The organism is Thiorhodovibrio frisius, assembly GCF_033954835.1.
GTDB classification, from domain to species: domain Bacteria; phylum Pseudomonadota; class Gammaproteobacteria; order Chromatiales; family Chromatiaceae; genus Thiorhodovibrio; species Thiorhodovibrio frisius.
This window is the reverse complement of sequence record NZ_CP121471.1, coordinates 1,821,127-1,844,664: the sequence shown is the minus strand read 5'-3', so window position 1 is coordinate 1,844,664 and position 23,538 is coordinate 1,821,127. Positions and strand designations below refer to the sequence as shown.

21 protein-coding genes are annotated in these 23,538 nt (G+C 46.8%); 15 read left to right on the top strand and 6 right to left on the bottom strand.

The genetic code is table 11. The features are described from left to right. The first annotated feature begins 584 nt into the window (after nucleotides 1-584). The 9 genes from Thiofri_RS08595 (at nucleotide 585) to Thiofri_RS08555 (ending at nucleotide 8,622) form a co-directional block, all read left to right on the top strand. Complete coding sequence (locus Thiofri_RS08595; RefSeq protein ID WP_009148261.1) at nucleotides 585-872, top strand: tetratricopeptide repeat protein; 288 nt, start codon at nucleotides 585-587, stop codon at nucleotides 870-872. 173 nt (nucleotides 873-1,045) lie between these two features. Further along, nucleotides 1,046-1,657 carry an RDD family protein gene (locus Thiofri_RS08590; protein WP_009148260.1) on the top strand — a complete coding sequence of 204 codons (612 nt, stop codon included), beginning with the start codon at nucleotides 1,046-1,048 and terminating at the stop codon, nucleotides 1,655-1,657. A gap of 469 nt (nucleotides 1,658-2,126) precedes the next feature. Continuing rightward, entirely contained in the window at nucleotides 2,127-2,546 is a 420-nt protein-coding gene (locus tag Thiofri_RS08585) for a hypothetical protein (RefSeq protein WP_143741866.1), read from the top strand. A 103-nt stretch (nucleotides 2,547-2,649) separates the two neighbouring features. Beyond that, the gene (locus tag Thiofri_RS08580) at nucleotides 2,650-4,302 is read left to right on the top strand and encodes a 3'-5' exonuclease (RefSeq protein WP_083848454.1); all 1,653 of its coding nucleotides are present in this window, start codon (nucleotides 2,650-2,652) and stop codon (nucleotides 4,300-4,302) included. A 14-nt stretch (nucleotides 4,303-4,316) separates the two neighbouring features. Further along, a complete protein-coding gene (locus tag Thiofri_RS08575; RefSeq protein WP_009148257.1) occupies nucleotides 4,317-6,224 on the top strand; it encodes a tetratricopeptide repeat protein in 1,908 nt (635 codons plus the stop codon). A gap of 282 nt (nucleotides 6,225-6,506) precedes the next feature. Beyond that, the gene (locus tag Thiofri_RS08570) at nucleotides 6,507-6,821 is read left to right on the top strand and encodes a dihydroxyacetone kinase subunit DhaK (protein WP_143741865.1); all 315 of its coding nucleotides are present in this window, start codon (nucleotides 6,507-6,509) and stop codon (nucleotides 6,819-6,821) included. Between the two features lie 406 nt (nucleotides 6,822-7,227). Further along, nucleotides 7,228-7,629 carry a hypothetical protein gene (locus Thiofri_RS08565; RefSeq protein WP_009148254.1) on the top strand — a complete coding sequence of 134 codons (402 nt, stop codon included), beginning with the start codon at nucleotides 7,228-7,230 and terminating at the stop codon, nucleotides 7,627-7,629. 70 nt (nucleotides 7,630-7,699) lie between these two features. Next, entirely contained in the window at nucleotides 7,700-8,122 is a 423-nt protein-coding gene (locus Thiofri_RS08560) for an IS1096 element passenger TnpR family protein (protein WP_009148253.1), read from the top strand. An 80-nt stretch (nucleotides 8,123-8,202) separates the two neighbouring features. Then, nucleotides 8,203-8,622, top strand: a complete 420-nt coding sequence (locus Thiofri_RS08555) for a hypothetical protein (RefSeq protein WP_009148252.1) — start codon at nucleotides 8,203-8,205, stop codon at nucleotides 8,620-8,622. Nucleotides 8,623-8,751: 129 nt separating this feature from the next. On the opposite strand, the gene Thiofri_RS08550 is transcribed toward Thiofri_RS08555, so the two are convergent. Further along, a complete protein-coding gene (locus Thiofri_RS08550) occupies nucleotides 8,752-9,129 on the bottom strand; it encodes a helix-turn-helix domain-containing protein (protein ID WP_083848453.1) in 378 nt (125 codons plus the stop codon). 763 nt (nucleotides 9,130-9,892) lie between these two features. On the opposite strand from Thiofri_RS08550, the gene Thiofri_RS08545 reads away from it, so the two are divergent. The 6 genes from Thiofri_RS08545 to Thiofri_RS08520 all read left to right on the top strand — a co-directional run bounded on the left by Thiofri_RS08545 (nucleotide 9,893) and on the right by Thiofri_RS08520 (nucleotide 15,346). Continuing rightward, nucleotides 9,893-11,686 carry a UvrD-helicase domain-containing protein gene (locus Thiofri_RS08545; RefSeq protein ID WP_009148250.1) on the top strand — a complete coding sequence of 598 codons (1,794 nt, stop codon included), beginning with the start codon at nucleotides 9,893-9,895 and terminating at the stop codon, nucleotides 11,684-11,686. A 657-nt stretch (nucleotides 11,687-12,343) separates the two neighbouring features. After that, on the top strand, nucleotides 12,344-13,411 hold the full coding sequence (locus tag Thiofri_RS08540) for a hypothetical protein (RefSeq protein WP_009148249.1): 1,068 nt from the start codon (nucleotides 12,344-12,346) through the stop codon (nucleotides 13,409-13,411). Nucleotides 13,412-13,470: 59 nt separating this feature from the next. Continuing rightward, the gene (locus Thiofri_RS08535; protein WP_009148248.1) at nucleotides 13,471-14,007 is read left to right on the top strand and encodes an MAPEG family protein; all 537 of its coding nucleotides are present in this window, start codon (nucleotides 13,471-13,473) and stop codon (nucleotides 14,005-14,007) included. Between the two features lie 128 nt (nucleotides 14,008-14,135). Continuing rightward, nucleotides 14,136-14,570, top strand: coding sequence for a hypothetical protein (locus tag Thiofri_RS08530; protein ID WP_009148247.1), 435 nt, complete (start codon nucleotides 14,136-14,138; stop codon nucleotides 14,568-14,570). 69 nt (nucleotides 14,571-14,639) lie between these two features. Continuing rightward, entirely contained in the window at nucleotides 14,640-14,960 is a 321-nt protein-coding gene (locus tag Thiofri_RS08525) for a hypothetical protein (protein ID WP_223296723.1), read from the top strand. 35 nt (nucleotides 14,961-14,995) lie between these two features. Continuing rightward, nucleotides 14,996-15,346, top strand: coding sequence for a hypothetical protein (locus tag Thiofri_RS08520; protein ID WP_009148245.1), 351 nt, complete (start codon nucleotides 14,996-14,998; stop codon nucleotides 15,344-15,346). Nucleotides 15,347-16,774: 1,428 nt separating this feature from the next. On the opposite strand, the gene Thiofri_RS08515 is transcribed toward Thiofri_RS08520, so the two are convergent. The 5 genes from Thiofri_RS08515 to Thiofri_RS08495 form a co-directional block, all read right to left on the bottom strand. After that, a complete protein-coding gene (locus Thiofri_RS08515) occupies nucleotides 16,775-19,522 on the bottom strand; it encodes a phospholipase D-like domain-containing anti-phage protein (RefSeq protein WP_009148244.1) in 2,748 nt (915 codons plus the stop codon). A 54-nt stretch (nucleotides 19,523-19,576) separates the two neighbouring features. Then, nucleotides 19,577-19,777 carry a DUF2283 domain-containing protein gene (locus Thiofri_RS08510; RefSeq protein ID WP_009148243.1) on the bottom strand — a complete coding sequence of 67 codons (201 nt, stop codon included), beginning with the start codon at nucleotides 19,775-19,777 and terminating at the stop codon, nucleotides 19,577-19,579. 111 nt (nucleotides 19,778-19,888) lie between these two features. Continuing rightward, nucleotides 19,889-20,200, bottom strand: coding sequence for a HigA family addiction module antitoxin (locus Thiofri_RS08505; protein ID WP_009148241.1), 312 nt, complete (start codon nucleotides 20,198-20,200; stop codon nucleotides 19,889-19,891). Between the two features lie 11 nt (nucleotides 20,201-20,211). After that, nucleotides 20,212-20,493, bottom strand: a complete 282-nt coding sequence (locus Thiofri_RS08500) for a type II toxin-antitoxin system RelE/ParE family toxin (RefSeq protein WP_009148240.1) — start codon at nucleotides 20,491-20,493, stop codon at nucleotides 20,212-20,214. 15 nt (nucleotides 20,494-20,508) lie between these two features. Continuing rightward, nucleotides 20,509-23,538 carry an anti-phage-associated DUF1156 domain-containing protein gene (locus Thiofri_RS08495; RefSeq protein ID WP_009148239.1) on the bottom strand — a complete coding sequence of 1,010 codons (3,030 nt, stop codon included), beginning with the start codon at nucleotides 23,536-23,538 and terminating at the stop codon, nucleotides 20,509-20,511.

The following is a 23,538-nucleotide window of genomic DNA, read 5'->3' as shown; positions in this document are numbered from 1 at the left end:
TACGTCCTACCCGGCACCTTTCCGACAGAATCACCTAAGCCCGGACGTGCGACGGGTTATAGCTGTCGGAGCGAGACAGGGCCTGCCTAACCGGCAACTGGAAGTGTTTTTGGAAAAACCTGCGTTATCGGCTAGGCTTACTGGTGACTGTAGCGCCCATGAAGCGAGCACGGGACTCAAGTAGTTGGTGGGAAGGCCAGACCCTAAACTGTTTGCAATTAAACATCGGAAACTTTAAGGTGTGGATTTCTGCCTTCTGCGTCTTCGAGGAAAAAGGCCAAGGAATCTACACCGAAGACGAAGATGATCTTGTGGAGCTGTCAGCGCCAGGTCTGACCTGTCTAGTCTGGGAACATGCACCATTCGGGCGTATTAAGGACGGGAATTTCTGTCCCTCGGTGCCCAAGGCCCAAGGCTCTATTTTTTCAACGAACCATTCCAGGTCCGTTCAGACAGCAAGAATCTATAGTTACTAATCGTGGCTCGTTCCTCGCACGACCTATCCTTATTCGTTAGGCCACAAACATCGAGACTGAGCCCCACGCAGCATTGCGATCCAATCAGTTCAGCGGAAAGGAGAACAGATGTCTTTGATTGATGAAGAAGCCTTTAAAGAAATGCTTGGCCAGGCCGAAAGTGGAAATACAGAGCCTCAATTAAAGCTAGGGGATTGCTATAGAGTTGGGCATCGCCTAGGCTTTGATATGCCGCTTATTGACGGCATAGAACCGTGCATTTATTGGTATCAAAAAGCAGCCGAGCAAGGTAACAAAAATGCACAACGCAATTTGTATAAACATTATCAAATGGGTATCGCTACCGATGTAGATAAGGAAAAAGCTGAATACTGGCGGAGAAAATACGCCGAATAGAGACAATGCCGAGACAGATCACATTTTCTTTCCATAAATGAATTAATAATTGCCTAACACTGCGCTCAAGCCGACCCCGCGCGGCCGGCGTCGTGAGCTAATCTGAAACGTGTGGCCGCGCGCCGTTCGGCTTACCGCAACGTTAGGGATGTAGCATAATAGAAGGAAATCTCATGTATTGCCCTGAATGTGGAACCCAGCTTATAACAAAAAGAAAATTCTGTCCTAGCTGTGGATATCCTATAATCAATATTGATACCACAGACGGCCAAATCACCGCCTGCCCTCCAATAAAATCAATAACTGCTAAGGAAAAATTAGAGGTAAAAAAACAGCCTAAAGTTTCTGGATATGCACAAACTTATTTAACGCCTTGGAAGAGAATCGGGGCTGGAATTGTGGATATTTTTATAAGTTTAATAGTGGGATTTGTTCTCGGACTAGTTTTTATGCTATTACTAGTGCAAAATTCTATAGATCAAAATCAACTTGATTCCCAATTAGACGGTATTGGCATTTTAGTCTGGTGGATATATTTTGCAGCATTGGAAAGCTCAAGTCTGCAAGCTACTTTTGGAAAAATTGCATTTGGATTAAAGGTTACGGATCTTTATGGCGGACAAATTGGTTTTTGGAAGGCAAGCGCCCGACATTGGGGAAAATTAATTTCTACATTAACCCTGTTTGTCGGTTTCTTAATAATGTTTTTTACAAAAAATAAACAGTCTTTACACGATTTAATATCTAATTGCTTAGTAATTGAAAATGCCGGACGAGCAAATTAATGTTTTTTATATAAAAAGTGCGCAACTACGATGGGTTAAAGGTTCAGTTTAAATATTCCGGGTTCGATTTGATTATATCACCTAACACGGTGCTCCAACCGAAACCGGTTTCGCTCACGCTCAACCGGGTCAGCAGAGCGTCGCGTTAGCTGCAACAAGTACCCAAAAGTAAAATAAAAGATTGCCATCAAGTGGTGAAAATAAAAAGTCGCTTAAGAAAATTAAATATCGCTGAAACGCATTATAGTACATCCAAAAATTCCGGTGAGTTAGGGCTTCAACTCAAATTCGTCTATTTTTCGACAGCTAAGATTTAATGTGCATTAGCAAAGCAAGATCTGCAATTTACGATTTTTTTCATAGATCCGAGAAATGCCAAGCTTTTTTCTTTAATGATCAAAATATAGAAAAATATTCTGCATATTACACTAGCATGTATTTGATTCAGGATACGCATGAAAGTATATGCATGCATCGGATTAAGGGCTTCTCGGAAGATTCGCTCATTGCATATATTGAATTTTGGGGCGTCATGCAAGCCATTGTTATTCAACAAGATTCGATCTCTGAGTTATTTAATGCCATTATCGGAAAATCACTCAACACGAAAATACTTAAAAATTGGCAAAAATTAAGGTTATTCCGGAATACTTGCGCTGGTCATCCGGCACGAAAGGATAGACCAAAAACGTTACCATTAACACGAACATTCATGGGGCGCACGTTTGGTAATTACGATGAGTTTATTTATGAAAAATGGGAATCCCCAAATGAGATCACTCATCCTCGCGTCAACTTATCTGCTTTAATTGATAGCTATGAAAAAGAAGCCGCTGAAATCCTCAATCTTATTCTTTCCAAGATGAAAAAGCAATGGCCGAAATCCTAATAGTCAAATATAGTCAGGTATCAAAAAATAATAAATAAATAATTCTTGTGAAACCATTATATAACTCATAAAATATTCTATTAATATCTGATAGTTGCTTGTTATGAAAAAATTCCCTTGGATACTGATTGACACAGAAACTAATGGAATACATGCTCCAATTTATGTTGTGGATATTGCTGCACAGCGCATGTGCGGAGAAGAACCTGATGGCCCACCCTTTCAGTCGCTTATAAATCAGAACGCTGACATTGCGCCTGAAGCATCCCGACTAAATGGATACACTAGAGAAATTCTAGAAAGAGATGGGCTATCAGCAGGTGATGTTTACGGACAATTACGAAACTATATAGGAGACGATCCGATTGTTTCATATAACATGGAATTCGACTACGACAGAGTACTTCTACCGGAATGGACACGACTTCGTATACCGCCTATTGGGCAGAGAGGCTATTGCGCGCTTCGTCTTACTCAACGCCTGCTAGATCCCGTTCCTGCAGGTAATTGTAAGCTCCAAACACTTCGCCAATTTTATCGTTTACCAGAAAGGGGGGCGCATTCAGCGTTGGGAGACGTCTTAACTCTGCTTGACCTGTTTCGTGTAGTATTGCTGCCCTTGCTCAAGGAACACCAGCTAAATGACTGGGATGCTATTGTTCGCTTTTCCGAGAAAGAATGGTTTCCTTCTAGAATAGCCTTTGGAAAATTTAAAGGACGTCTTTACTCTGATGCTCGTCATGATAAAGAACTCCAAGACTGGCTTGAGTGGCTTTCCCGATCACAGAACAAGCGCAGTTCAAGAATGGGGTTGTGGTACTTAGAACAACTGGAAAGCTTTGACGATACAACAAGTTCCTATTTTACTGCTGCTACAGCAATTGACCTTAATAAGTCAACCGGAGTTAAAGGAGAAGCGAGAACTGGCCTAGTAATTTTTAAAGATTTGGAACTAGAGCAGATTAGATATCTCATCAATGCGGCGAGAGAACGGCTATCTGATCTTCAAGTCATTTACGCCAGGGATAGCAATTCAATTGGTGTTACCCAGGCTACATTGTTCAATCTACTAAAGGAAGATTACAAGAAAAGAGATGAACTACAGCTTCTTGTAGACTTTAGACGTCGAATTATTGAACAGATTATGCTAGAGGGTGAGGAGGGAATTGAAAATATTCGCGAAGAATTTCGCGAATCCAAATCAAGAGCATACGAGGAATATAAGGAAGCTGAGATTCTTGCGCAATCTAAGAAATCACTTACCGAGGAGGAACAAGGTGAGCTAAAAAGCCTTGCACGAAAGCTGACATCAATTTTTCATCCCGACAGAATCATGGATGCTGATGTACGTCAAACCTATACCAAAATTCAGCAAGAAATTAATATTGCATATAAGCAAGGAAACATCGAAAAGCTGCGCGAAATTGCAGACGATCCTCAGATGTATGTTAAGCGACTCGGATATGCAGAACTGGATCTCTCTGAGGATTCCGAATTATACAAGCTCAAACGACTATACGAGAGCTTACAAGGCATGATCTTAGAGACTTTAGAAGCGATAGACGAGCTGCGACTCGACCCAAATTATGAGCTTACAAGGCTTGTTGCGAGACGTCCTGAATATATTAACGAAATTGCTGAAATGCACAGATGCACAATCAATAAGCAATGCAAGCAATTATCCGAAGAAGCAGAAAAATTACGAAAAGAAATTGAAGATCTTACTGGGCTGAGTATTTCAAAATATTCTGTTTAGGAAATGCAAGTTGTATGTTGACTGAAAACAGTAAGAAATACCTGACGCTCCACGAAACAAGGAGAGCCATTCAAACCCATGGTAACCCTGTACTTGAGCGAATCACAGATGACTTACTTCCACTTGCCAGAAAGCAAGAAGCAATCGACAACGAAAAGGCTTTGCCGGCATTCAAGAACGCATCTAACTATCGAGAGATTGACGATTGGAATTCAGCATTTACGAATTACAAAATCGCTGCCGAGTTTGGTCATGCAGAGGCTCAGTACGAGTTAGCAATATGTTATTTGAATGGAAATGGTACGGAAAAAAATTGTGAGGACGCTTTCTATTGGTTTCATCGTGCAGCCGCTCAAGGATTCACAGATGCCCAAAACAAGCTAGGCTGGATGTGTGAATCTGGACTTGGTACAGAACGAAATCATAAACGAGCAGTCAATTGGTATCGCTTAGCTGCCGAGAATGGACATTTAGAAGCTCAGTTTAATCTCGGGGCTAAGTATGATAATGGGGACGGTGTTCTGAGGAATCCAGCAGAGGCGACACGTTGGTACAGGTTTGCTGCCGAGCAGGGGCTAGCAGATGCACGCTTCTTTCTAGCTCAGGCGCTCGAGTGTGGTGATGGAGTTCCTGAAGATCTACAAGAGGCGCTTGATTGGTATATTTTGGCGTCGGAACAAGAGCATAGGTCAGCGCAGATAAAGTTATGGGGGCATGCACTCGCAGGTAGATATCTACCAGAGGATGAAAAAGAAGAAATCTTTATAGAATCTCTTGGTGCAAAACATGGCCATCCGCTCGCTCAATTTAAATTGGGCTATAGATATGACATTGGTGATGGAGTAAATCGCGACTCTGAGAAGGCTTTTCAATTTTACAAGACAGCTTACGAGAAAGGCTTTTTAGAAGCGGCGGATTTTGTTGCATTGCACTACGAATTTGGCCGTAGCTGTGCAAAAGATTATTCAAAATGTCGATGGTGGAAAGAAGCAAGCAAAAGAAATCCGCTTGTGGGAGTTAAGGGGCCACGCGCGCTAATGCTTCGCCCTAAATGGATGTATTGGAAAGGAAATGAAGAAGATCATGATCGCATCGGAAAAGAGTATCGACGGATGCACATCACGGCCGACTCGGGCCAAGTTGAAGCGATTAAATGGATTGCAAAGTATCACTACTTTGGTGACGGACACCAAGTTGATTACAAGAAGGCATATTGTTGGTTTAGAGTCGGGGCTACTGCAGGAGAAGCTGAGTGCGCGTATTGGTTGGGTAGCATGCTAGAACATGGAAGAGGAACCAAAAAGAATACGGAATCAGCTATAAAAATGTATCGGCAAGCTAAAGATGGAGGCATAACAAGGGCAGCTATGCAAATCGCCCGTATTCAGTTGCAGGATGAAGCATTCAAGACGCTCTGGGACGAAAGTGTTGAAATGTTGAAAGAGCTTTCTGATATGGGAGTGGAAGCTGCAGAATTTCAGTTGGGTTATTTTTATAGTGTAGGCGGCCCTTTGCCTGTTGATCATACCAAAGCTATAAAATATTTCACGAGATCGGCAGAAAAAGGCAATGCGGCAGCATTTCATAACCTAGGCTTGAAGTATTACTACGGACAAGGAACAAAGAAGGATCTAGGGAAGGCGTTAGAGCATTTTCGCATGGCAGCGGAAAAAGGATTTACTCAATCGTGTAAAATGCTCAGCACTATTTATCGTGACAACACTGCGGGGAATGTTGATTTAGAAAAAGCAGAATTTTGGGAGTACGAATTCAAAAGGCTTGAGGAGATAAATAAATCTAGTACTAGTTTAGATAATACCAGATACTTGGATGTTTTCAGTGATGAAATATCTAGACGTGAGCGTCTAGCTACCAAGCGATCATTGCAAGCAAAAGCCGATGACATCGTAAAATCCGATTGATACCAATTAAAGCCAAACACAGCTAACAAGAAGCTCCATCCGACGCGCGAAATGCGCGCGCGGCTGATTTGCAACGTTAGGCCATTAAGCCATCCCCAAGAAGAGGCTATCATGAAATATCGAATCGGAAAGAGATCTGCAATTAAAGGACTCATTAGGTTCGATTTAATTCCCAGGAAATGAGCCAAAACCTACGAAACCGCCTAACGATGGCATTCCGTCGAGCGCGCGAATAGCGCGCCGGCTGATGCCGGCGTTATGCAGAAATATAGATGGGAGAAAATGAAAAAGTTACAGAAAAGAATCTGTTCAATACCTTATTACCGGAGAGAACAGTATGATCTATTGCGTGAAGCATCAATAGATAAAGAAACATTTTCAATATCATATGAAGAAATGATGGCGATCACCGAATCGACACATCGAGATATGGAGAGTAAAGGATTCCATGTCGTGAGAGTTTATGTTGATATTTACGAATTACTTGAATGGGCAACTTCTCTGAGCATAAGCCTAAATCCTGAATCTAGGACTAAATTTGCAATGGAGAAGCTAAAAGAATTGATTTTCAGTAAATCGGTAACCGTTTGCAATTAATGGGTTCGATTTATTTCTAAGATAAATCTTAGACTGCGAAAAAGGAAATCAAAATGATATCAGTATGCGACGGTTGCCAACAACTATTCGATCATGAACTTAAGACGATCAACGCTAAAGAATGGGATTCTAGCGTCTGCAAGGTAAGCGTGAAGAACTCCTATGTCTGCAATAAAGCTGATTGTGATTATTCACTTGACGGCGAGTGTTGTGTTGAATTTCAGTTTTGTGAGTCCTGCTTGAACAGTAATGCGGTCGATAAATGTTTTCTGAATTTTATAGAAATAAATGCCGACTTAAGAACATCTGACTCTTTTCTGGCTTGATGACGTTCTTGCTTAAGATACAATAGTAACGAGTCACAAGATTTTCCTAATCTGATTGCCGAATCGCATAGATTCATTTTATGAATATTTCTCAAATGATTATAGATCTTGCTGCTGACTATATTGATCTTGGCAGCAAACTGGAAGAAAAGCAGAATTATCTAAATGTTCTCTGTGTGGCCTGGAATATTGCCATTCTACCCGAGTCCTTAAGGAAAGAAGCGCTGGATGAATTCTCGGCCAACTACAAAATAAAAAATCCAAATGATAGTGACGAAAACGTTGCCAATATTTTAAGAGATATTCAACTGTTAATTGATGAAAAAGTCCGTATGTTTCCAGAAACTTTTTCTTATATTGAGTACAGTGAAATTAAACTTAAAAATGATGGCTATGCTATCCGGGTCGCCTCAAGACCACTTTATAATAACAACCTCGATGGCCCGGACCAAGAAACATATTCTATATCTACGCTTCACTAACAAACTATCTGATCGCAGTTCTTAGCCCAAATTTACTACCTTTCAGTTTTTGCCGCTCTAAATCTTTAGCATGATCATCACACTGAAAATTGAAGGCGCCTACGGGAGTTTTGACCCAGCTTCTAAGGACTGGTATCGGTTGATCGAAATTCCAACTAACTCGAACCTTGAAGTCTTACATCTTTGCATCCAAAAGGCGATAGATTTCGACAATGATCACATGTATGAATTTTTTATCGCTAACAATACTAGAAGTCGCGAAAAGACAAGATTTGATAATGAAAACGCGGGGCTTTGGGATGTCCCCGTCGGCCAATTGTTCCCGCTGGGCAAACATAAAAAGCTATTTTACTTGTTCGATTATGGTGACAGTTGGTATTTTAGAATCTCCAGAACAAGAAGAAAGATCAAAGCAGAACAACCCGGAACATCTTATCCGCACGTAGTGGAGGCGGTAGGTAAGAATCCAGTACAGTATCCAGCATACTTTTAGCCGGTTATGGGTAATAAGAAAAAAGACGCAGCATAGATGCCCTGCCCTACTTTTTAACCTGAGTGCTTTTCTCCTCGGTTATGACCACCAAGTTTTCAGAACTTCTTGAGGCTTTTGACTTTGTCAGCTTCGGCCAGATGTATGAGCACCAGGCTTTTTTACATAAAGAGTCTGGTAAAATATTCTGGCATTCAGAATATGGTCCCAACGAAGAAGAACTACCGGATAATATTTTCAGTGATGACTACATCGAGATTCCTCACAAGAATGATCTTGGCCTAGGAAAAGATTTGGTATTTGAGTTTGCCGATAAGTATTTACCCGACCAAATCGGCGACATCGAACGTATTTTCAGTCACAAAGGCGCCTACTCACGGTATAAGGCGCTTCTCGAAGAAGAAGGTCTGCTAGAAAAATGGTTTGATTTTGAAAACGAGACCCAGCAAAGAGCTCTCAAAGAATGGTGCAAAGAACACAATATTGACATTTTGGCTAGCTAGGATTTTCTTTCATGGCGGAAAAAAAGCAGCTACAACCGTCAAAACTACTTCAACTCTTCTTTTTGACCTCTGGACCCCGCTATTTTTTCCCGAACATTTATCATGGGCAGTCCTTTGCCCTTGTAAAACTTAAATCCTAGCGCGCTTTCTCGTGCCAGTTTTCCGCGCTACCTTTGTTTCACGATTACTTTCGGCCTTATTTTTCTGAAGCCGCTTTCGAGTTTGGGTCCCGCTCAAACTGTCAGATTCAGACGTTGGTTCTTCGTTTTGCACCTCTGATTCAGTCTTACTCGTTTCTTTGTTTGCTTTTTCCTCCTTTTCCCTGTAAGCATCATCAAGCAAACCCTTAACATACTGATTAAGTGCTTGCTTTGGAATTCGAGGAGTACGCTCACAAGGATGAACAGAAAGAATCTTCTCACTATCTACGAGACGCCGTAGGGTGCGATCACTAATTCCAAGAAGTTCTGCCGCCTCAGCGTAGCGATAAAGAAGTTTTCCAGTCATGAGTTGGCCTCACGTAAGTGTTCAAGACAAGTTCCAGCCGAAGGTCTTTCGGCCTCACTCTTGTTTTTACGCTTTTGGCTTTCACACAATTTTGACCTATCTTGACCTACCAGTTACCAAACTGAACAGCTAGATAATTCACCTCACCGCCCTGCCCTGCCTTCCCCAGGCTTGACTCCCTTAGCCTGAAGGCTTTTGTTATCTAAAATTCTTCGCTCAAATACTTTTAAGTCAGTTCTGGGATTTCGTTACCAATAAATTCTTGCTAAAGCAATTATTAAACACTTAATTAGTAAGAGTCTCGAACTTATAAACATTTTGTTTCTTTCTTATAAAACGATAACCCTAAGCACTAATCCTCCATGTTTGTTTGTCCAAGGTGTTTTAAAAACCAACTACTTCAACTCAAGTTCTCAGAAGATTGAGAATACTTTTATGTTTGAGTTCTTAGGTGTTCTAGATTTTGTAGTTTTAAACAAAAATACTTCTGCCTTCCAATTGTTTTATCTTAGCTAGAGAGACTCTAACCCTAGAAACCATATTCCTTTCATCAGAGTGTCCGTCTTTCATTGCTTCCTTGACCAACACCAGAAATCCATCCTTCTGCTAGAATATGGTTAGTGGAGGTCTTCGGGTCTTCTTCTAAGCAAGGGATCATAACGAAGTTTGGTTCTGCCCTTACTCTGCACCAAAGTTTTAACCATCCCCCTAAAGCATTTAGCAAATACTTAACGGCTTCAAGACTTAAAGGCGGACTTGATTCTTGACTAAAAAAGTTAAAATAGTCCAGGCAGTAGCAGGAAGCGGCAAAACAACTCTGCTAAAAAAAGAAATAGAGACTGCTAGAAATTATGATGGACTTAGTCCGGATCAAATTCTTTTTGTTACCTTCTCTCGGAAATTAGCTGAAGAACTTAACAGGGAGATAGGAAACCAAGCAACCGTAAAAAATCTTCATAAACTCGGTTTTAATCTCATAAGAAAAAACACTTCATATTTTGGCTTTGCCAAAATACCAAAACTTTATCATTCAAGTTCTGAAAGAAAACTCTTTCGGTCTGTGACTCGTGGTTTTCTCTCAAAGACCCAGGCAAAGGATTTTTTCAAAGCAAGACAAAAAGGACAGTCTAGAAAAGAAATATGTCAGAGTTTAAATCTCGATGAAGCGATCATTAAAAAGTTACTGAAAGAATTTTCTAAACAAAAGAAGAAACGAAATGTTTGTTCCTTTACAGACATGACTCTTTTAGGAAGCAAGGCATGTTGGGCTTGGTCTAAAAACAAAAATGTATCTTTTCAGCCTCCAAGACTCCTTTGTGTTGATGAATTCCAAGATCTAAACGACGCAGAGAAACTATTTATTCGACGATTAATCACTGTCTCTGAGAAAGGAATCATTGTCGGCGATGATCGACAGGCTATCTACTCTTTCAAGGGAGCGTCTTTTAATGCTGTCTCAAAACTAAAAGACGAAATTCCTAACTGCCAGTACGAGACTTTGGATCGCTCTTACCGGTTAACCATGGAAACGGCCGCTCTAGTCAACGCCTGCGAGAACACCGAGGGTTATCCAAGAATTAAAAGTTTAAGACCAGGGTGCAAACCCCTTTTTCTTGAATGTTCCAGTCGAAGAGAAGGTCTTGACGCTGCGGCTATAGAGATTAAGCGTTTATTAGATGATGGTGTTTCTCCTAAAGCGATAGCTTGCATTACAAAGTTTAAGAAAGACTTCCGTCAGTTCCAGTCTTTTCTTGTTAAAAACGGAGTACCAGTCAAGGTTTCAAAACTGGCCGCTGATGAGTTAGAAGTGATTGAGCATTTCCTTTATTACTTAGAAATTATTTTAGATGAAAATGAAAGTAATAGAATGCTTGTCAGTTACCTTCAGGATTACTTGGACCTGAGTGAAGAACAAGCAACGTCAATATGTTCAAATATTGATGCTCGAATTACTGGAAAAGAGCTTGGAATTGATGACTCGACAAGAAGAAAAACAAGAGATAGATTAAACGGAATAATAACTTTAGATGAAAAATGCTCTTTTGAAAGGGTACTTAGAATCTTTACTAAAAAGTTCCAGGGAAAACTTGATGGGAGTTTTCATTTAGCAATTAAGAATCTGTTAGGGCGTTATGGCCTGCTAGAAAACTATGAAATTGCTTCAGACGATCCTAAAGTAAAGATTGAAACTCTGAAAAAGAGCATTGAACAATTTTTAGAGTCAGAAAACGACACGATATATGTTAATACCCAGCATAGCGCTAAAGGCCGAACATTTGATCATGTTTTTCTGATTGATATTTTTGAGGGAAATATCAGTTATAAATTTAAAAAATGGAGTAAGAGAGAGGAGTCAAACCTTTTTCATGTCGCGCTTACGCGCGCGAGAGAAAGACTGTACCTTGTCTTCTTTAAAGAAGATCTAGGGTTTGAGAACAAACAGAAGGAAAAATCTGAGAAAAAAAGACGACAGGTTGGAAAGCATGAGAGACAACTGATTAGTTTTTTACCTGATAGAAGTTTAATTTCTAAATATTGTGAGGTGAAAACACTTTAGCGTTTATCACAGACTATTTTATCCAACGACTATTTTAGCTTGAGCTTTTACGCCTTAAAGTTTTAAATTCAAGGTTAAAATTAAAAGTTTGAGGGTTAGAATCTTAGCTTTTAAAGGAATCCTCTAATTACTTGCTTTCTGCGAAAGCAAAAAGGAACAACAACGTAATCTTATTTTAGGATGATCCTTAAAAATCTTCTACATCGGGTATAGGTGTTTGTATAAAGACTTTTATTGGATGTTTTTTTATCTACCCTTCCTGGGATAGTTCCTCGCTGAAAAAGTCTTCAAATATACACCCGTTCAAAAGCTAGGATTATTAAACATTTCTTTTAAAAAAGTCTTTAATGTAAAGTTTGACGTAAAAGTACCTCTCGATCCCACAAATACAAAGGAAAATGCTACCACACATACTAAATGCGTAGTAATAGTTTTGGCGTGCGGTTGATCCGCCGCCAAAACCCTACAAGAGAAGTAAAGTTGGTAGAAGAATTAAAAAGGTTTAAGTATTATCTTTGATACCGACGATCTGTAATTGAGCTTTTACTTTAAATCGAGGGTTAATGTGTTAAACGTGAGCTCAATGATTGATGAGGGTCTGTTTTTGTAATTTAGAGAAGGTGAATGTAGGGGTTATTATTATAGAAGTAAAGAATTATGTCTAAACGAAAATCGACCTATAAAGAAAAGCTAAATCATTATAAGGCAGAAGTTAGATATATTGGAATAGATTCGTTTAAGCGTTCGTTTGATGATTTGGTAGTTGAAAGGTTATGTTATTTTGATGTTCTTACTATCAAAGTCAATAATCTTGCCTACCAAATTCAATGTGAAGAGCTTCTATCTGGAAACAATCGTATCAAACATGAGTTCTCCGCTATTTTCGAGAAGACTAAATACGGGTTCTCACCTCGAATTATCGGTTTCAGCCTGAAACTATGGAGGCCGGATGACGATCTTTTAAAAGAGTTGATCGATATTCTTCGGCGCGCCGACTATACGATCAGCTTAATAGAAATTGCTGTGGACTTTGTGACTAAAAGAAAAGGTGACGTCTGGAAGTTGATGAAGTTAGTTCGCCCTCTTCTGGTTGTGAAAAAAATACAGAATAAGCCGACATTCCGTCGGACTATAGAAAACCGTCGTTTAATAAAATTTTCTTTGTGGTTTAGAAAAAAGAAAAGTTGCTCTTCAAAAGATGGCACCAACTCAGAGCCAAAAGCATCAGGGTGTTCTAATGAAGGTTGCAAGAACAAGGAAACGTCCGAAAATGCAGTCTCTAATTGCGGGGAGACCACCACTCAAAACAGCGAAGCCACAGATAAAAAGAAGAAGCGAAAAGCCAAAGGGAACTTATTTAAAATCTACGGTTTAAACATTGATCCTAAAAAAAGGCCCAGGAAACACGGGAAGCCGGCTCTTCATACTGAGTTTCGATTTGAAGGATCTAAAAAAATAAGCCAAGAAGTGATTTTTTGCTTGACAGATCTTGTAAATTTCGATTTTATCAATTGGTATAATGAACGAATAAAGATCATGCAAGCGCCAAGGTCCCCTATTGGTGCATCGTTACGCAAAAAGAAAAAACTTAGCACTAAAGACCGTGACGTCAACACTGAATATTTCTATAAAGAGTTTTGTCCAAAAAAGTCTTTATCACACGAGATTTACCATCGAAAAGAATTGCGGAATGGTCTCGAAGATTGGACGATTCGTATCTTATAAATGCTCTTTAAAAATACATTGATTATCATTTAACTCGCTAAACAACCGGGACAACAATTATGAGCTTAACACGAAACCAGGTTGGTGTTTTAAAGGGTATTCTACTGGGGTTAGCTATATCAATTTCAATCATTTTGGTCGGGATTTTCTTTGATATATTTGTGATCGATGATGTTCTTTCTGAAACATCCCTTTTAATAGTCGCCATCAAATGGTCTTTGCTACCCGCGGCATTCCTTGTCATTTCAATAGCACGACTTGCGAAGCATCGTTTTTTTAGCCCGAACGATATTGATGGGGGTGCAGGTCTTTCCAGTGATTCGGAAAGGGCACAATATTTACAGTCACTTCTTCAAAATACTCTTGAGCAGTATGTTATTGCTCTAACTGTTTATCTTGCCTGGGCGGCTGTGATGCCAGCGAAATGGATTTCTGTTGTTCCCCTTGCCGCTTGTACTTTTTCTGTTGGTAGAGTATTGTTTTTTAGTGGTTTCATGAAGGGCGCATCCTCTCGTGCCCTTGGCTTCGCTTTAACCTTTTACCCAACAGTCTTGATGTTTATTATGGTTTTAGTAAAAGTCGGTTTCAAAGGATAGTCTGCTTAAGTACCAGAGTTACTTTTATTTAGTTTGAACTTGTTAAAGTTTCCTTTTATTTTATTTTAATTACCAATACTTTTATCGTTGAACGTTCAAAAATTAGGAACTTTTCTTGAGTATAGATTATGCCTTCCGATTATTCTCAGATTAGACCTGACCATTTCTTTTCCTGTGCCGAAGAAAAAACTCGGTTCAATTGGTTTGCTTTCGAACTTGCTTCCGAGATTGACAGGGCTGTCCCTTACGGAACAAAGCGAGCTTTAGCAAAGAAGGGCTATACCAAAGAGTCCTTTAATAAATCCTGCATTCATCTTGCGAGGTTATTACAGGCCGTTGTGATTAAAAAGTTAGATGGAGATATTCCTATATTTGAAATTTCTTACGTCGATATTGAGAAAGCTTTTCCAGATTTGAACGATAAAATGATTAATAAGCTATTGAACTTCACGGCTAAAGCCTGGGACAACCTTCTGAAAGTTTGTAAGACATGCCCGACTGCTTGCGTGACAAACAAGGATATGTATTCCGTCATGTTTGATGATGAGTCAAATTACTCCTAGGTCTATTGTCTACGGCTTTTTACCTCAACAATGTTGGTAGCTTTAGCTTTACCTCTTTTCAAAACCTCTATGAACTCATCTAACCAAAAAGACCAAGCTCTGGAGTTTTTAAAAGCTGATTTACCCAGATTTTCAAAGCTGTACAAAGAATGTTTCTTAGCTGTGGGTCGAGGGGCGATGTTAGTTTATGCAAAAAGCGCTTTAAGTAAAAAACTTCCCAATAATCACAATTACAGGACACGTCAGGAGATATTAGAATTATTTGATGCCGTTGAAAGTAAAGAGAAACTTGGTGGAATGATCGATCTGTATGAGCCAAAAGAAGAAGGCATCCTTGTCTTAATTACTGATTATTCATATGCCACATATTTTGTTACTGTAAATTTCTGATTCAGTCCCAAAGTCACTTTTGATGGCGAAATTTCATGAAAGCGCAGAATAACATTTCCGATGTTCCTTCGAAGGACCTCGACGTCATTAAATACAGTATAAAGAAGAAAGTATCGCAGCAACTCCCGTACTTACCTGACATTATCGAGGAAATGTTATTTATGCAAGGGAGAATAGCTTGGAATTACTACTGGACTCTTTTAGATTTAAGTACCGATGGATCGGCAAGACCTAAAATGAAGATTGAAGTGACGGTCAAATTGAAAAAGGAGTTTCATCAATTTTGTTCTGACGTGCAACATGTTTTTTCATGTAGTGTTCAGGTTACTGAAGACTTTTACCATCCACGGGTAATTGTTAAGAAGAAAAGTTCACCTAAAAAGTGATACTTTTTTTGATTTAATTGTATGGCTTACTGATGATGATTAACTTTTTTGCTAATGTTGCTGATCTTTCTGAACAGTGTTCTAGACGGTCTTCAGGGTTGGTTTCCGAGGGTGACTTGTTCCAGCGATCCCGAAACCTTCGGAGAATCTCGGCAAAACTCATCTTGGAGCCCACCGACTTCATATTTTAGTCGTTGGGGAGCTTGGTTTTTGAGACCCACTCCGCGCTTTTAGAGCTGAAGCCCAAAACATCGGATAACGCCGATTCTAGCGCCACCCCTCTCGGTTCAGGCTCCACTGGGCTAATAAGCATTTTTCATGCCAAGTATGCGGTACGGTTGAAGTGGTCGATCTGCGCTGGTTCTCGCCTGCTAGGCATCGGCAACGGGAGCTTTCAGCGTGACGTAAACGTGACTTACAGGAGTCACGTGAGGGCCAACAAGGGCGTGATAGGGCGGCATATGGGGGATCGGCAATGCGTAAGTCATTGAAAGTATTATGGTGTCAAAAGGTCGCCGGTCTGTTAATCAGTGGGTCCGTGGTTCGAGTCCACGTCGGGGAGCCAAATAGAACAAGGGCTTAACTTCAAACGGAGTTAAGCCTTTTTTCTTTGGTGCTAAGCTGGTGCTATGTTCTGTATCACCCCAGCACCGCTTTTAGCCCCCTCCAGCAAATATCCCTCGACCGATACTCGCCCAATCCCCTCGGTCTCTAACCTCCTCAGCACCGCCACATCGGTCCATTATCGGGTTGCTGTTGTCGCTGACATTTTTTCCCAGGAATTTCTCAGATCAGTCCGAGCTGACCCTACCGGATTGCCCGTAGCTGTGGCTTGTGATCCGTGAAGGCCGGTATCGGCCACTATGTGGAGCTACAAACTATGTGAAGTTCGGATGTTTATTGCTAGGCTGGCCTGCGTTGGAGCCAGCCCATTCTTCACATAGTTACAGGCTCTCCAGGAACTGGCCTAGCGTGTCAGTTGGCTGGAAACGGGGAGCGACGTCGGTTGGCTCTTGCAGGCGCGCGAGCGCCTGTTCCTTCATGGCCAGATTCGCCTCAACATACTGATGCGTCGTGGTCGGTGTTTCATGCCCGAGGTAGAGTGCAATGTCGTTGAAGTGCGCGCCTGACTGAAGTTGAAGTTACTCACAACACTTCAGAAAACTGACAGACTATGTGAAGTTCCCCTGTCGCACGCCGCGCCTCAAAGCCAGCAACCGCGCAATGGCTGGGAAAAAATTCACCAAACGTCACATAGTTTGTAGCTACACATAGTGGCCGAGAGCGGCCCATAAGTTCCCACGCAGCGCCAACTTGATAGGAGCCAGCTAGTCAAAGTTGGCTCAGACGCAGCAAAATTGAGTAGCGCTGCCCCGACCAGTTGACTCTCAGTTGACGCAAGCCGCCTGCGGGGAGTGAAAGGAAAGCTCACCCACTCCATCCCTGCCGCATCAGATTCTCGACATCCCGCCGGGCCAGCACGGTGGCGCAATCGCGCCAGGCGTCCGCGCTCGGCTGCAGGCTGTCGTTGTAGCGCAGATCAAACCCTGTCGCCTTGCGGCGCTCCTCGATGTACTGGTCCATTTTCTCGCCCAGTGTTTCGAGGTCCTCGATCCAGTCGTCGCGGATGGTATCGGGCAGTCCCCCGAAAAGGTCATGGCGGTTACGCATGCGCTCGGACAGCCGCGCGTAGACCTTCTCGTCGACAGTGCCTTGGTGAACGAGATTGAGCATATCGACCGCCGTGCGGGCCTGGCCAAAGCGCTTGATGCGACCGATGCGCTGCTCCAGGCGGGTCGGGTTCCAGGGCAGGTCGATGTTGATCAGAGTACCGAGGGTTTGCAGGTTCAACCCTTCACAAGCGGCATCGGTGGCCACCATCAGGCGGACTTCGCGATCGGCGACCATACGCTTGAGCTCTTCGCGGACGATGCCGACGGCTTGGCCGTCGCGGTAAAGTCGGCTGCGGTCAGCGCCGGCATAGAGACCGATCGTCTCTTGGGGAAAATCGGCGGCCAACGCATCCGCTACCCAGCGCGCGGTGTCGTAATACTGGCTGAAGATGATGCAGCCCAACATCAGCCAGCCTTCGTCTTGGAGATAGAAGCGCACAGCGGCCAGTTTCGGGTCTTCATCCATGGCCTCCAGTGCGGAAATCAAGCTGACCAAGGCCGCGCGCTCATCATCGTTTTGGATGGCTAGCTTCACATCGGCCTCTTCGGTTTCTTCCTGCACCTCGCGGCCGGCGAGCAGCGTCTGGGCAGTATTGATGCCGGCCACCACGCTCGAGCAGACCCGCTGCTGCATGAGACTGTGCATGAAACCGCCACCCTTGCCGCGCTTTGCCAGGACCTGACCGAAGGCGAGTGCTTCCTCATAAGCATGATCAAAATCCGGCGTGGTACGCAGTGCCAAATCCTGAAACAGCGCATTGAACCGGTGCGGCGACTGCACCAACCCCTGATCGGGATGGATATTCACGGCGATACGGTCCAACAGCCCGCGCTCTTCCAGAGTGGTGCGCTTGCGCAGCACCACATGGCGCACGAACGGATTCTCGCGCTGAAAGAAGCTCGCGCCATCGATGACACGCTCGAGCTCGGTTTCCAGATCGTCGCGCACATCGAACGGCAGATCGCTCAAGGCGCCGGCCAGGTGCGCCCGTGGTTCCAGGTCAAGCTCTTCGCGCAGATTGCGAAACAGCCGCCGCGCGTTGGGCTCGTTGCTGGAAGTCATGGTGGGCAACGGCGAGCGCAGCAACCGCCAGCCGGCCTCGATCGTGGTCACCTGCTCCTCGCCACAGAGGATCGGCAGCACCTGGCGCGGGCGATGCCAAGGGGCGAGATCATTGCCGAGCACGAAGCCCGTGCTGCCCCGGTGCAGCACGCGCATCAAATCCCACAGGTCCTCGGGCGTGGTCTGGATCGGGGTGGCGGTCCCCAGCAGGACATGCTCGGCGCGATCGGCGATGGCGAGCATGAAGGCTAGCAAGGCATTCGGCTCATCGGCCTTGGCGCCGATGCCGTGGCGCGAGCGCGCCTTGTGCGCCTCATCAAGAATCACCAGCGTGAAGCTGATCCCCAGCAGCACTTCTTTCTCGCGCGAGGGCTGCACCATCAGTCCGGTGGAGACGATGCCCATGCGCAAGGGGCTGCGGGCGATCTGCTCGGGTCCGCTTGGAGAGATCGCGCGCTCCTCGGGATCGAGCCACACCTTGCGCCGCGAGTCCCAGCGCGCCGCTGGGATGCCGAGCTTGTCGAGCAGTTCGGTTTGCCACTGCTCGCACAGGGTCGCCGGGGCAAAGATCACGATCGGCTTGCGCCGCTTGTTCCCGTTGCCCGCGGCCTTTTCATCCAGCAGGCAGAGTGTCAGTGCCGCGGTACCCAGTGACAGCGTCTTGCCCAAGCCCACTTCGTCGGCCAGCAGCAGGCGCACCTGGCCGTGGTCCTTGTGATGGCGCAGGCACTCTGCGACGAACCCCTGCTGCCAGGGCTGCAAGGTCATGCCCTCGCGGTAGAGCGGGGATTCGATCAGCGCCGCGGGGGTGAGGGTGTCCTCGCTGTCGAGCTCCGGCAGTGCTACCTCGACCCGCCGGCCGCGCCGGGCCACCTCGCGGCACACCGCTTCCGGTAAGGGGCGCGCGGCATTCCAGAGAAACTCGAACTCGGCCTCGATCCAGGCGATGCCTTCGGGCGCGTCGTCCTGCCACAGAATCTCGTAGTGTCGTTGCCAGCCGTGTCGGGTCTCGTTCATCGAGCCGATGAAGCCGACCTTGGTCCCGTCGGCGCGCTCGATCACCCCGGCTTTGCCATGGACGAAGCCGCAGACGCTGTCCGGCGCGACGCGGATTGCCTCGCCGCGTTTGGCCAGAAATTCATGCAGCCGCTGGTAGCGCGGGCGATTGAGCAGGGATTCCGCCTCGATGGAGCGCTCGTTCCAGCGCCCGAGCATGCGCATCTCGCGCAGCTGGGCAACCTTCAAATCCTCGGGCGCCAGATCGACGTTGCAGACGATGCGCACCTCCGGGATCGGCTCCAGCCACTCGTGGGCGATCTCGAACAGGGAGCTGGTGAAGTAACCGGCGATGCGCAGATAGCGGCGTGCGCCTTGGAGCTGCTCGGCCAGAAAGCTCTGGTCGAGACGGTGGGTGCGGGAGGAGAAGCGTTGGATGGTCATCGCGTCTGCGCGCAGAAACTGGGTGATTTATCCAATCATGCCCTGGCGCATCCGTCATGCAGCCTCGGAGACGACCCGCTCGATCTGCAGCGGATAGACGCCGAGCTTTTGCGCATCCAAGATGGTGATCTCACCGATGCCTTCGGCGGTATAGCCGATATTGACATTCCAGCTCACCGACTCGTCCCGCACAACGGGACTCTTTGACATCTCGATAAACAGGATGTCGTCTTCTTCATAGTAGGTAATCTTCATGTGGCACACCGCTCAGGCCAGTTAATCATGGCTGTCTTGACGATAACGGCCTGCTTGGTCGCGAAAGCGTAATAGGAGAGATTCTTGGGCTTCTCCGCTCGGTCATCGTTCTCACGGTAGACGACTTTCATCGTTTGCCACTCTGTGCACGCGCTTGAGTTGAGCGCCAAGATGGGTCGACGCAGTTGCCAGATCGTATTCAGCCTGAAGGTTCAGCCAATAATGCGGCGACTGATCGAATGCCTGGGCGAACAACAAAGCCAGGTCGGCCGTGATCGGTTGTTCTTCGCTGACCACGGCCGCCAACCGATCCGGTGTGACTTCGATGGCTTGGGCAAACTCAGCCTGGGATAGCTCCAGTTCATGCAGGAGTTCGTCGAGAAATGCACCTGGGTGAACAGCAGGAAGACCGTTTGTAATCATTTCGCTTAACCTCAATGGTAGTCGACGACTTCCACATCAAACGCATCACCATTCTCGAACCGAAAACAAATCCGCCATTGGTCGTTAATGCGAATGCTCCATTGTCCGGCCCTGTCGTGCCCTAAAGTTTCCAAACGGTTGGATGGCGGAAAGCGAAGGTCGCCGATTTGCGTGGCTGCTTGGAGTTGGATCAATCGCATGGTGGCACGTTTCAAAATATCCGGCGGTAGGCGACGCGATTTTCCGGTTTGGAAAAAGCGCTCCGTCTCGGTGTCGGCGAAACTTTTGATCATGGGTGTGTAACCGATCTATTGGAACCGCTGGTTGCGCATGCGACTGGCGATGGCCTCGGCCGCGCGGCGGGTCTCGGGCTGGCGGGCCTTGGCGGCGATGAAGGCGGCCATGTCCACCAACTTCGGGCGCAGGCTGAGATAGTCCGGCACCGCATCGCGCAGGTTGGCCATGACCACATCGGGTTCCTTATCGGCCAGGAACTCCTGGATGGCGACAATCAGCGCCCCGAGCGGGGTGGGTCCGATCTCGGTGCGGTCGGTCAGATCGCGGGCCTTGAACTCGGTGACGGTCTTCAAGCGAGCCGAGTTGGGCTTGATGCTCGCCATGATCGCCGCATAGTCGTCGACGCGAAACGCCTTGGCGAAGTTCTGGTAGTTATCAAGCTTGGAGGCGCCGGCGGTCTCCATGTCGAGCATGCGCAGATAGAACCGCTGGATGCCGCTGATCGCGCCCCAGGTCTCGGCCTCAAGGCCGTCCGGGACCAGCAGGCTATTCGCGGTTTCGGCGGCCTGATCGACGATCTCATCGACCACGGTGGTCTCATCCTTGCGGCGCGGGCGCAGCGCGAAGCTGGTGACATCCTCGCCGCCGATGTGGGTGTTGCCAGTCAGCACTTTCAGGGCCGCGGCATAACCGGCCATCTGCAGATCGGAGTCGTTGAAGACCGGCGCGCCCATCTTGGTTTCGGTCTCGCTGTTCAGATGCAGCATCTGCCTGATCTGCTCGTCGACCTCGCGCTTCACCGCCGGCAGGATGCGCTGCTTGAAACCGGGGCGGTCACCGGGCGGGCGCTTGCGCAGCATCAGGATCACGGTGCCCTGCACATAGCCGCCCTTCTTAAGCTCGGAGGTGGTTTCGGTGGCGATGTACCAGGCGCCGACCACTTGCAGACCGGATGCCCAGAAAATGCTGACCATGTCGGACCAGACGCCGGTGTCCTGGTGGGTGAACATCACGCACTGCATGCCGTTGTCGGGCATGTGCGCGGTCATGGCTTGGTAGGCATCGACCATGCCGCGCCGGAAGTCGTCGCCGGAGCCTTTGATGGCCAGCTCGCGACGGGAGTCCCAGGTCCATTGGTCGAAGGGTGGCGGTGGGTTTTTGCGTAGCCAGGCGATGAAGTATTCGGTGATTTCGTGGTAATGGACGGCGTCGGCGTAGGGAGGGTCGGTAACAAAGATATCCGTCGTTTCGAGATCGCAGTCGGCGGCATGCGGTAGCACTTGATGATCGGCAGTGAAACCGGAGCCACCTGGGTACTGGTATCGCAATACGTTCATCGCCGACCACCATGAACGAGCTGCGAAACTAAACAATGTATTCAGCGCTTGATTGGAAAATACGTTTGCAGGCAAATCACGACCGCCGCCATTCTTATGTGGTGGCGTCGAGTGCCAGCGAACCAATCGTCCCGAGTTATCCAGTAATGTATTGATATTGAATTTATCTTCCGCGTGTTTAGCGGCTTGATTGAGCAGGGCGGCGGAAAGCAGCGTGCGCGGATCGAACAACTGCTGCCAATACATCCACCCGCGCTCACGATGCAAGCGCGTCGTCTCGTCACCCGGCTCAATCGCCATATCCGGCACCAGTCCTTCCTGCTGCCAGCGTGCCAGATGCTCAGCAACCATGGCCTCGACCCGGCGCTCGCGCTCCCGATCCTCCTCGGTCACGGCGGCAAAAAAAGTCTCTGGGCGATGGGAACTCAGCGTCTCGCGCGTCATCCACTGGATGCAATAGAGCCGTTCCCGAAAGACATCCTCGGGACGCGGCTTGAAATCCTGCTGTTCCCAACGCCGCAACCGATTCGCGGTATTGCCCTCGGCATCGCGATAATCGCCGCGCAGGGTCTTGATCGAGGTGCGATAGGTTTTGCCATCCAGCGCATAGACCAGATGGCCATCCTGCACCGTGCCGCGCTCGGCGGTTTCCATCTCGGCACTGGAGGCACTGCTGTGAATCTCGATCTCGAAACGCTGGTTGGCCGGATCGGGTACCAGCTTGGCGATCACATTGCGCGTCTTCGAGATCACCCAGCTTGGTGCCATGGGCACCATCCACCCGGTTTCCGGGCAGCGCGTCTCCAGACAATAGAGATAGGCCTTGGCTCGATTCCCCTGACGATCATGCTCGATACCTAACTTGGTGATCTCCCGATCAACAGCCTCAGCTACCTCACGCTGCGCCTGCTCGATCTCGGCACGCTTCTCCGGCGGCGCGCCGATGATGTTCAGCGCCCCCCAGGTCAGCATGCAGGCGATGGGATTGAGGTCCGAGGCATAGACATCGCAGCCCAGGCGCGCGGCCTCAAACGGAATCGACCCGCCGCCGCAGAAGGTATCGCCCACCTTGGGTCGATGGCCGAAACGCAGAATACCGAGCTGCTCGACCACTTCCTGATGCGACTGCGCCTGAATGCCGAAGCGCCCCAGATGGGCGTTCACTGCCGGCCAGATCGGGGCATAGAGCGCGGTCTGATCCAGCTCCTCCGGGCGTTTGCACCGCGCGGCGCGTTCCTCGTAGGTGGGCAAGCGTTCCAGCATCCGCCCATAGAGCGCGAGCTTCATCGCCTCGGTGCACTCCTTGCGCCAGCGGATGCGAATGCCTTCCTGGTCCGGGTCCAACGGAAAGGTCCAATGACTGACTTCGCCGGCGGACAGCACCGTGGCTTCGATTTTGTAGGTGAAGTAACGCCAGGGGTCATCGAGACTCAGCGAACGTGCAATCTCCGTTGGCTTGAATGCCTTGGCTTCCAGCGCGCGTCGTGCCAAACCACCAAGATCGAACGCCATCAGCTGCTCGAAAATCTCCAGATCCTTTTCAGGATCATCGGTCTGCGGCAGCAAACTCCCGAGCAAAATCGCCCGCACCAGGATCAGCGGCTTGCGCCCCTTCCAGTAGGAACCCAAGGCCGTCAGCGTCTGCCCAGCCCCGGCCTTGCGCTCGCGCTGCGCCTCGAAGGATACCTTCTGCGCCGGAAATACCGCTTCGATGAGGGCCGGGGCGTCCTTGAGGGCGAAGGGATTTAGATCTGGTCTGTTCAC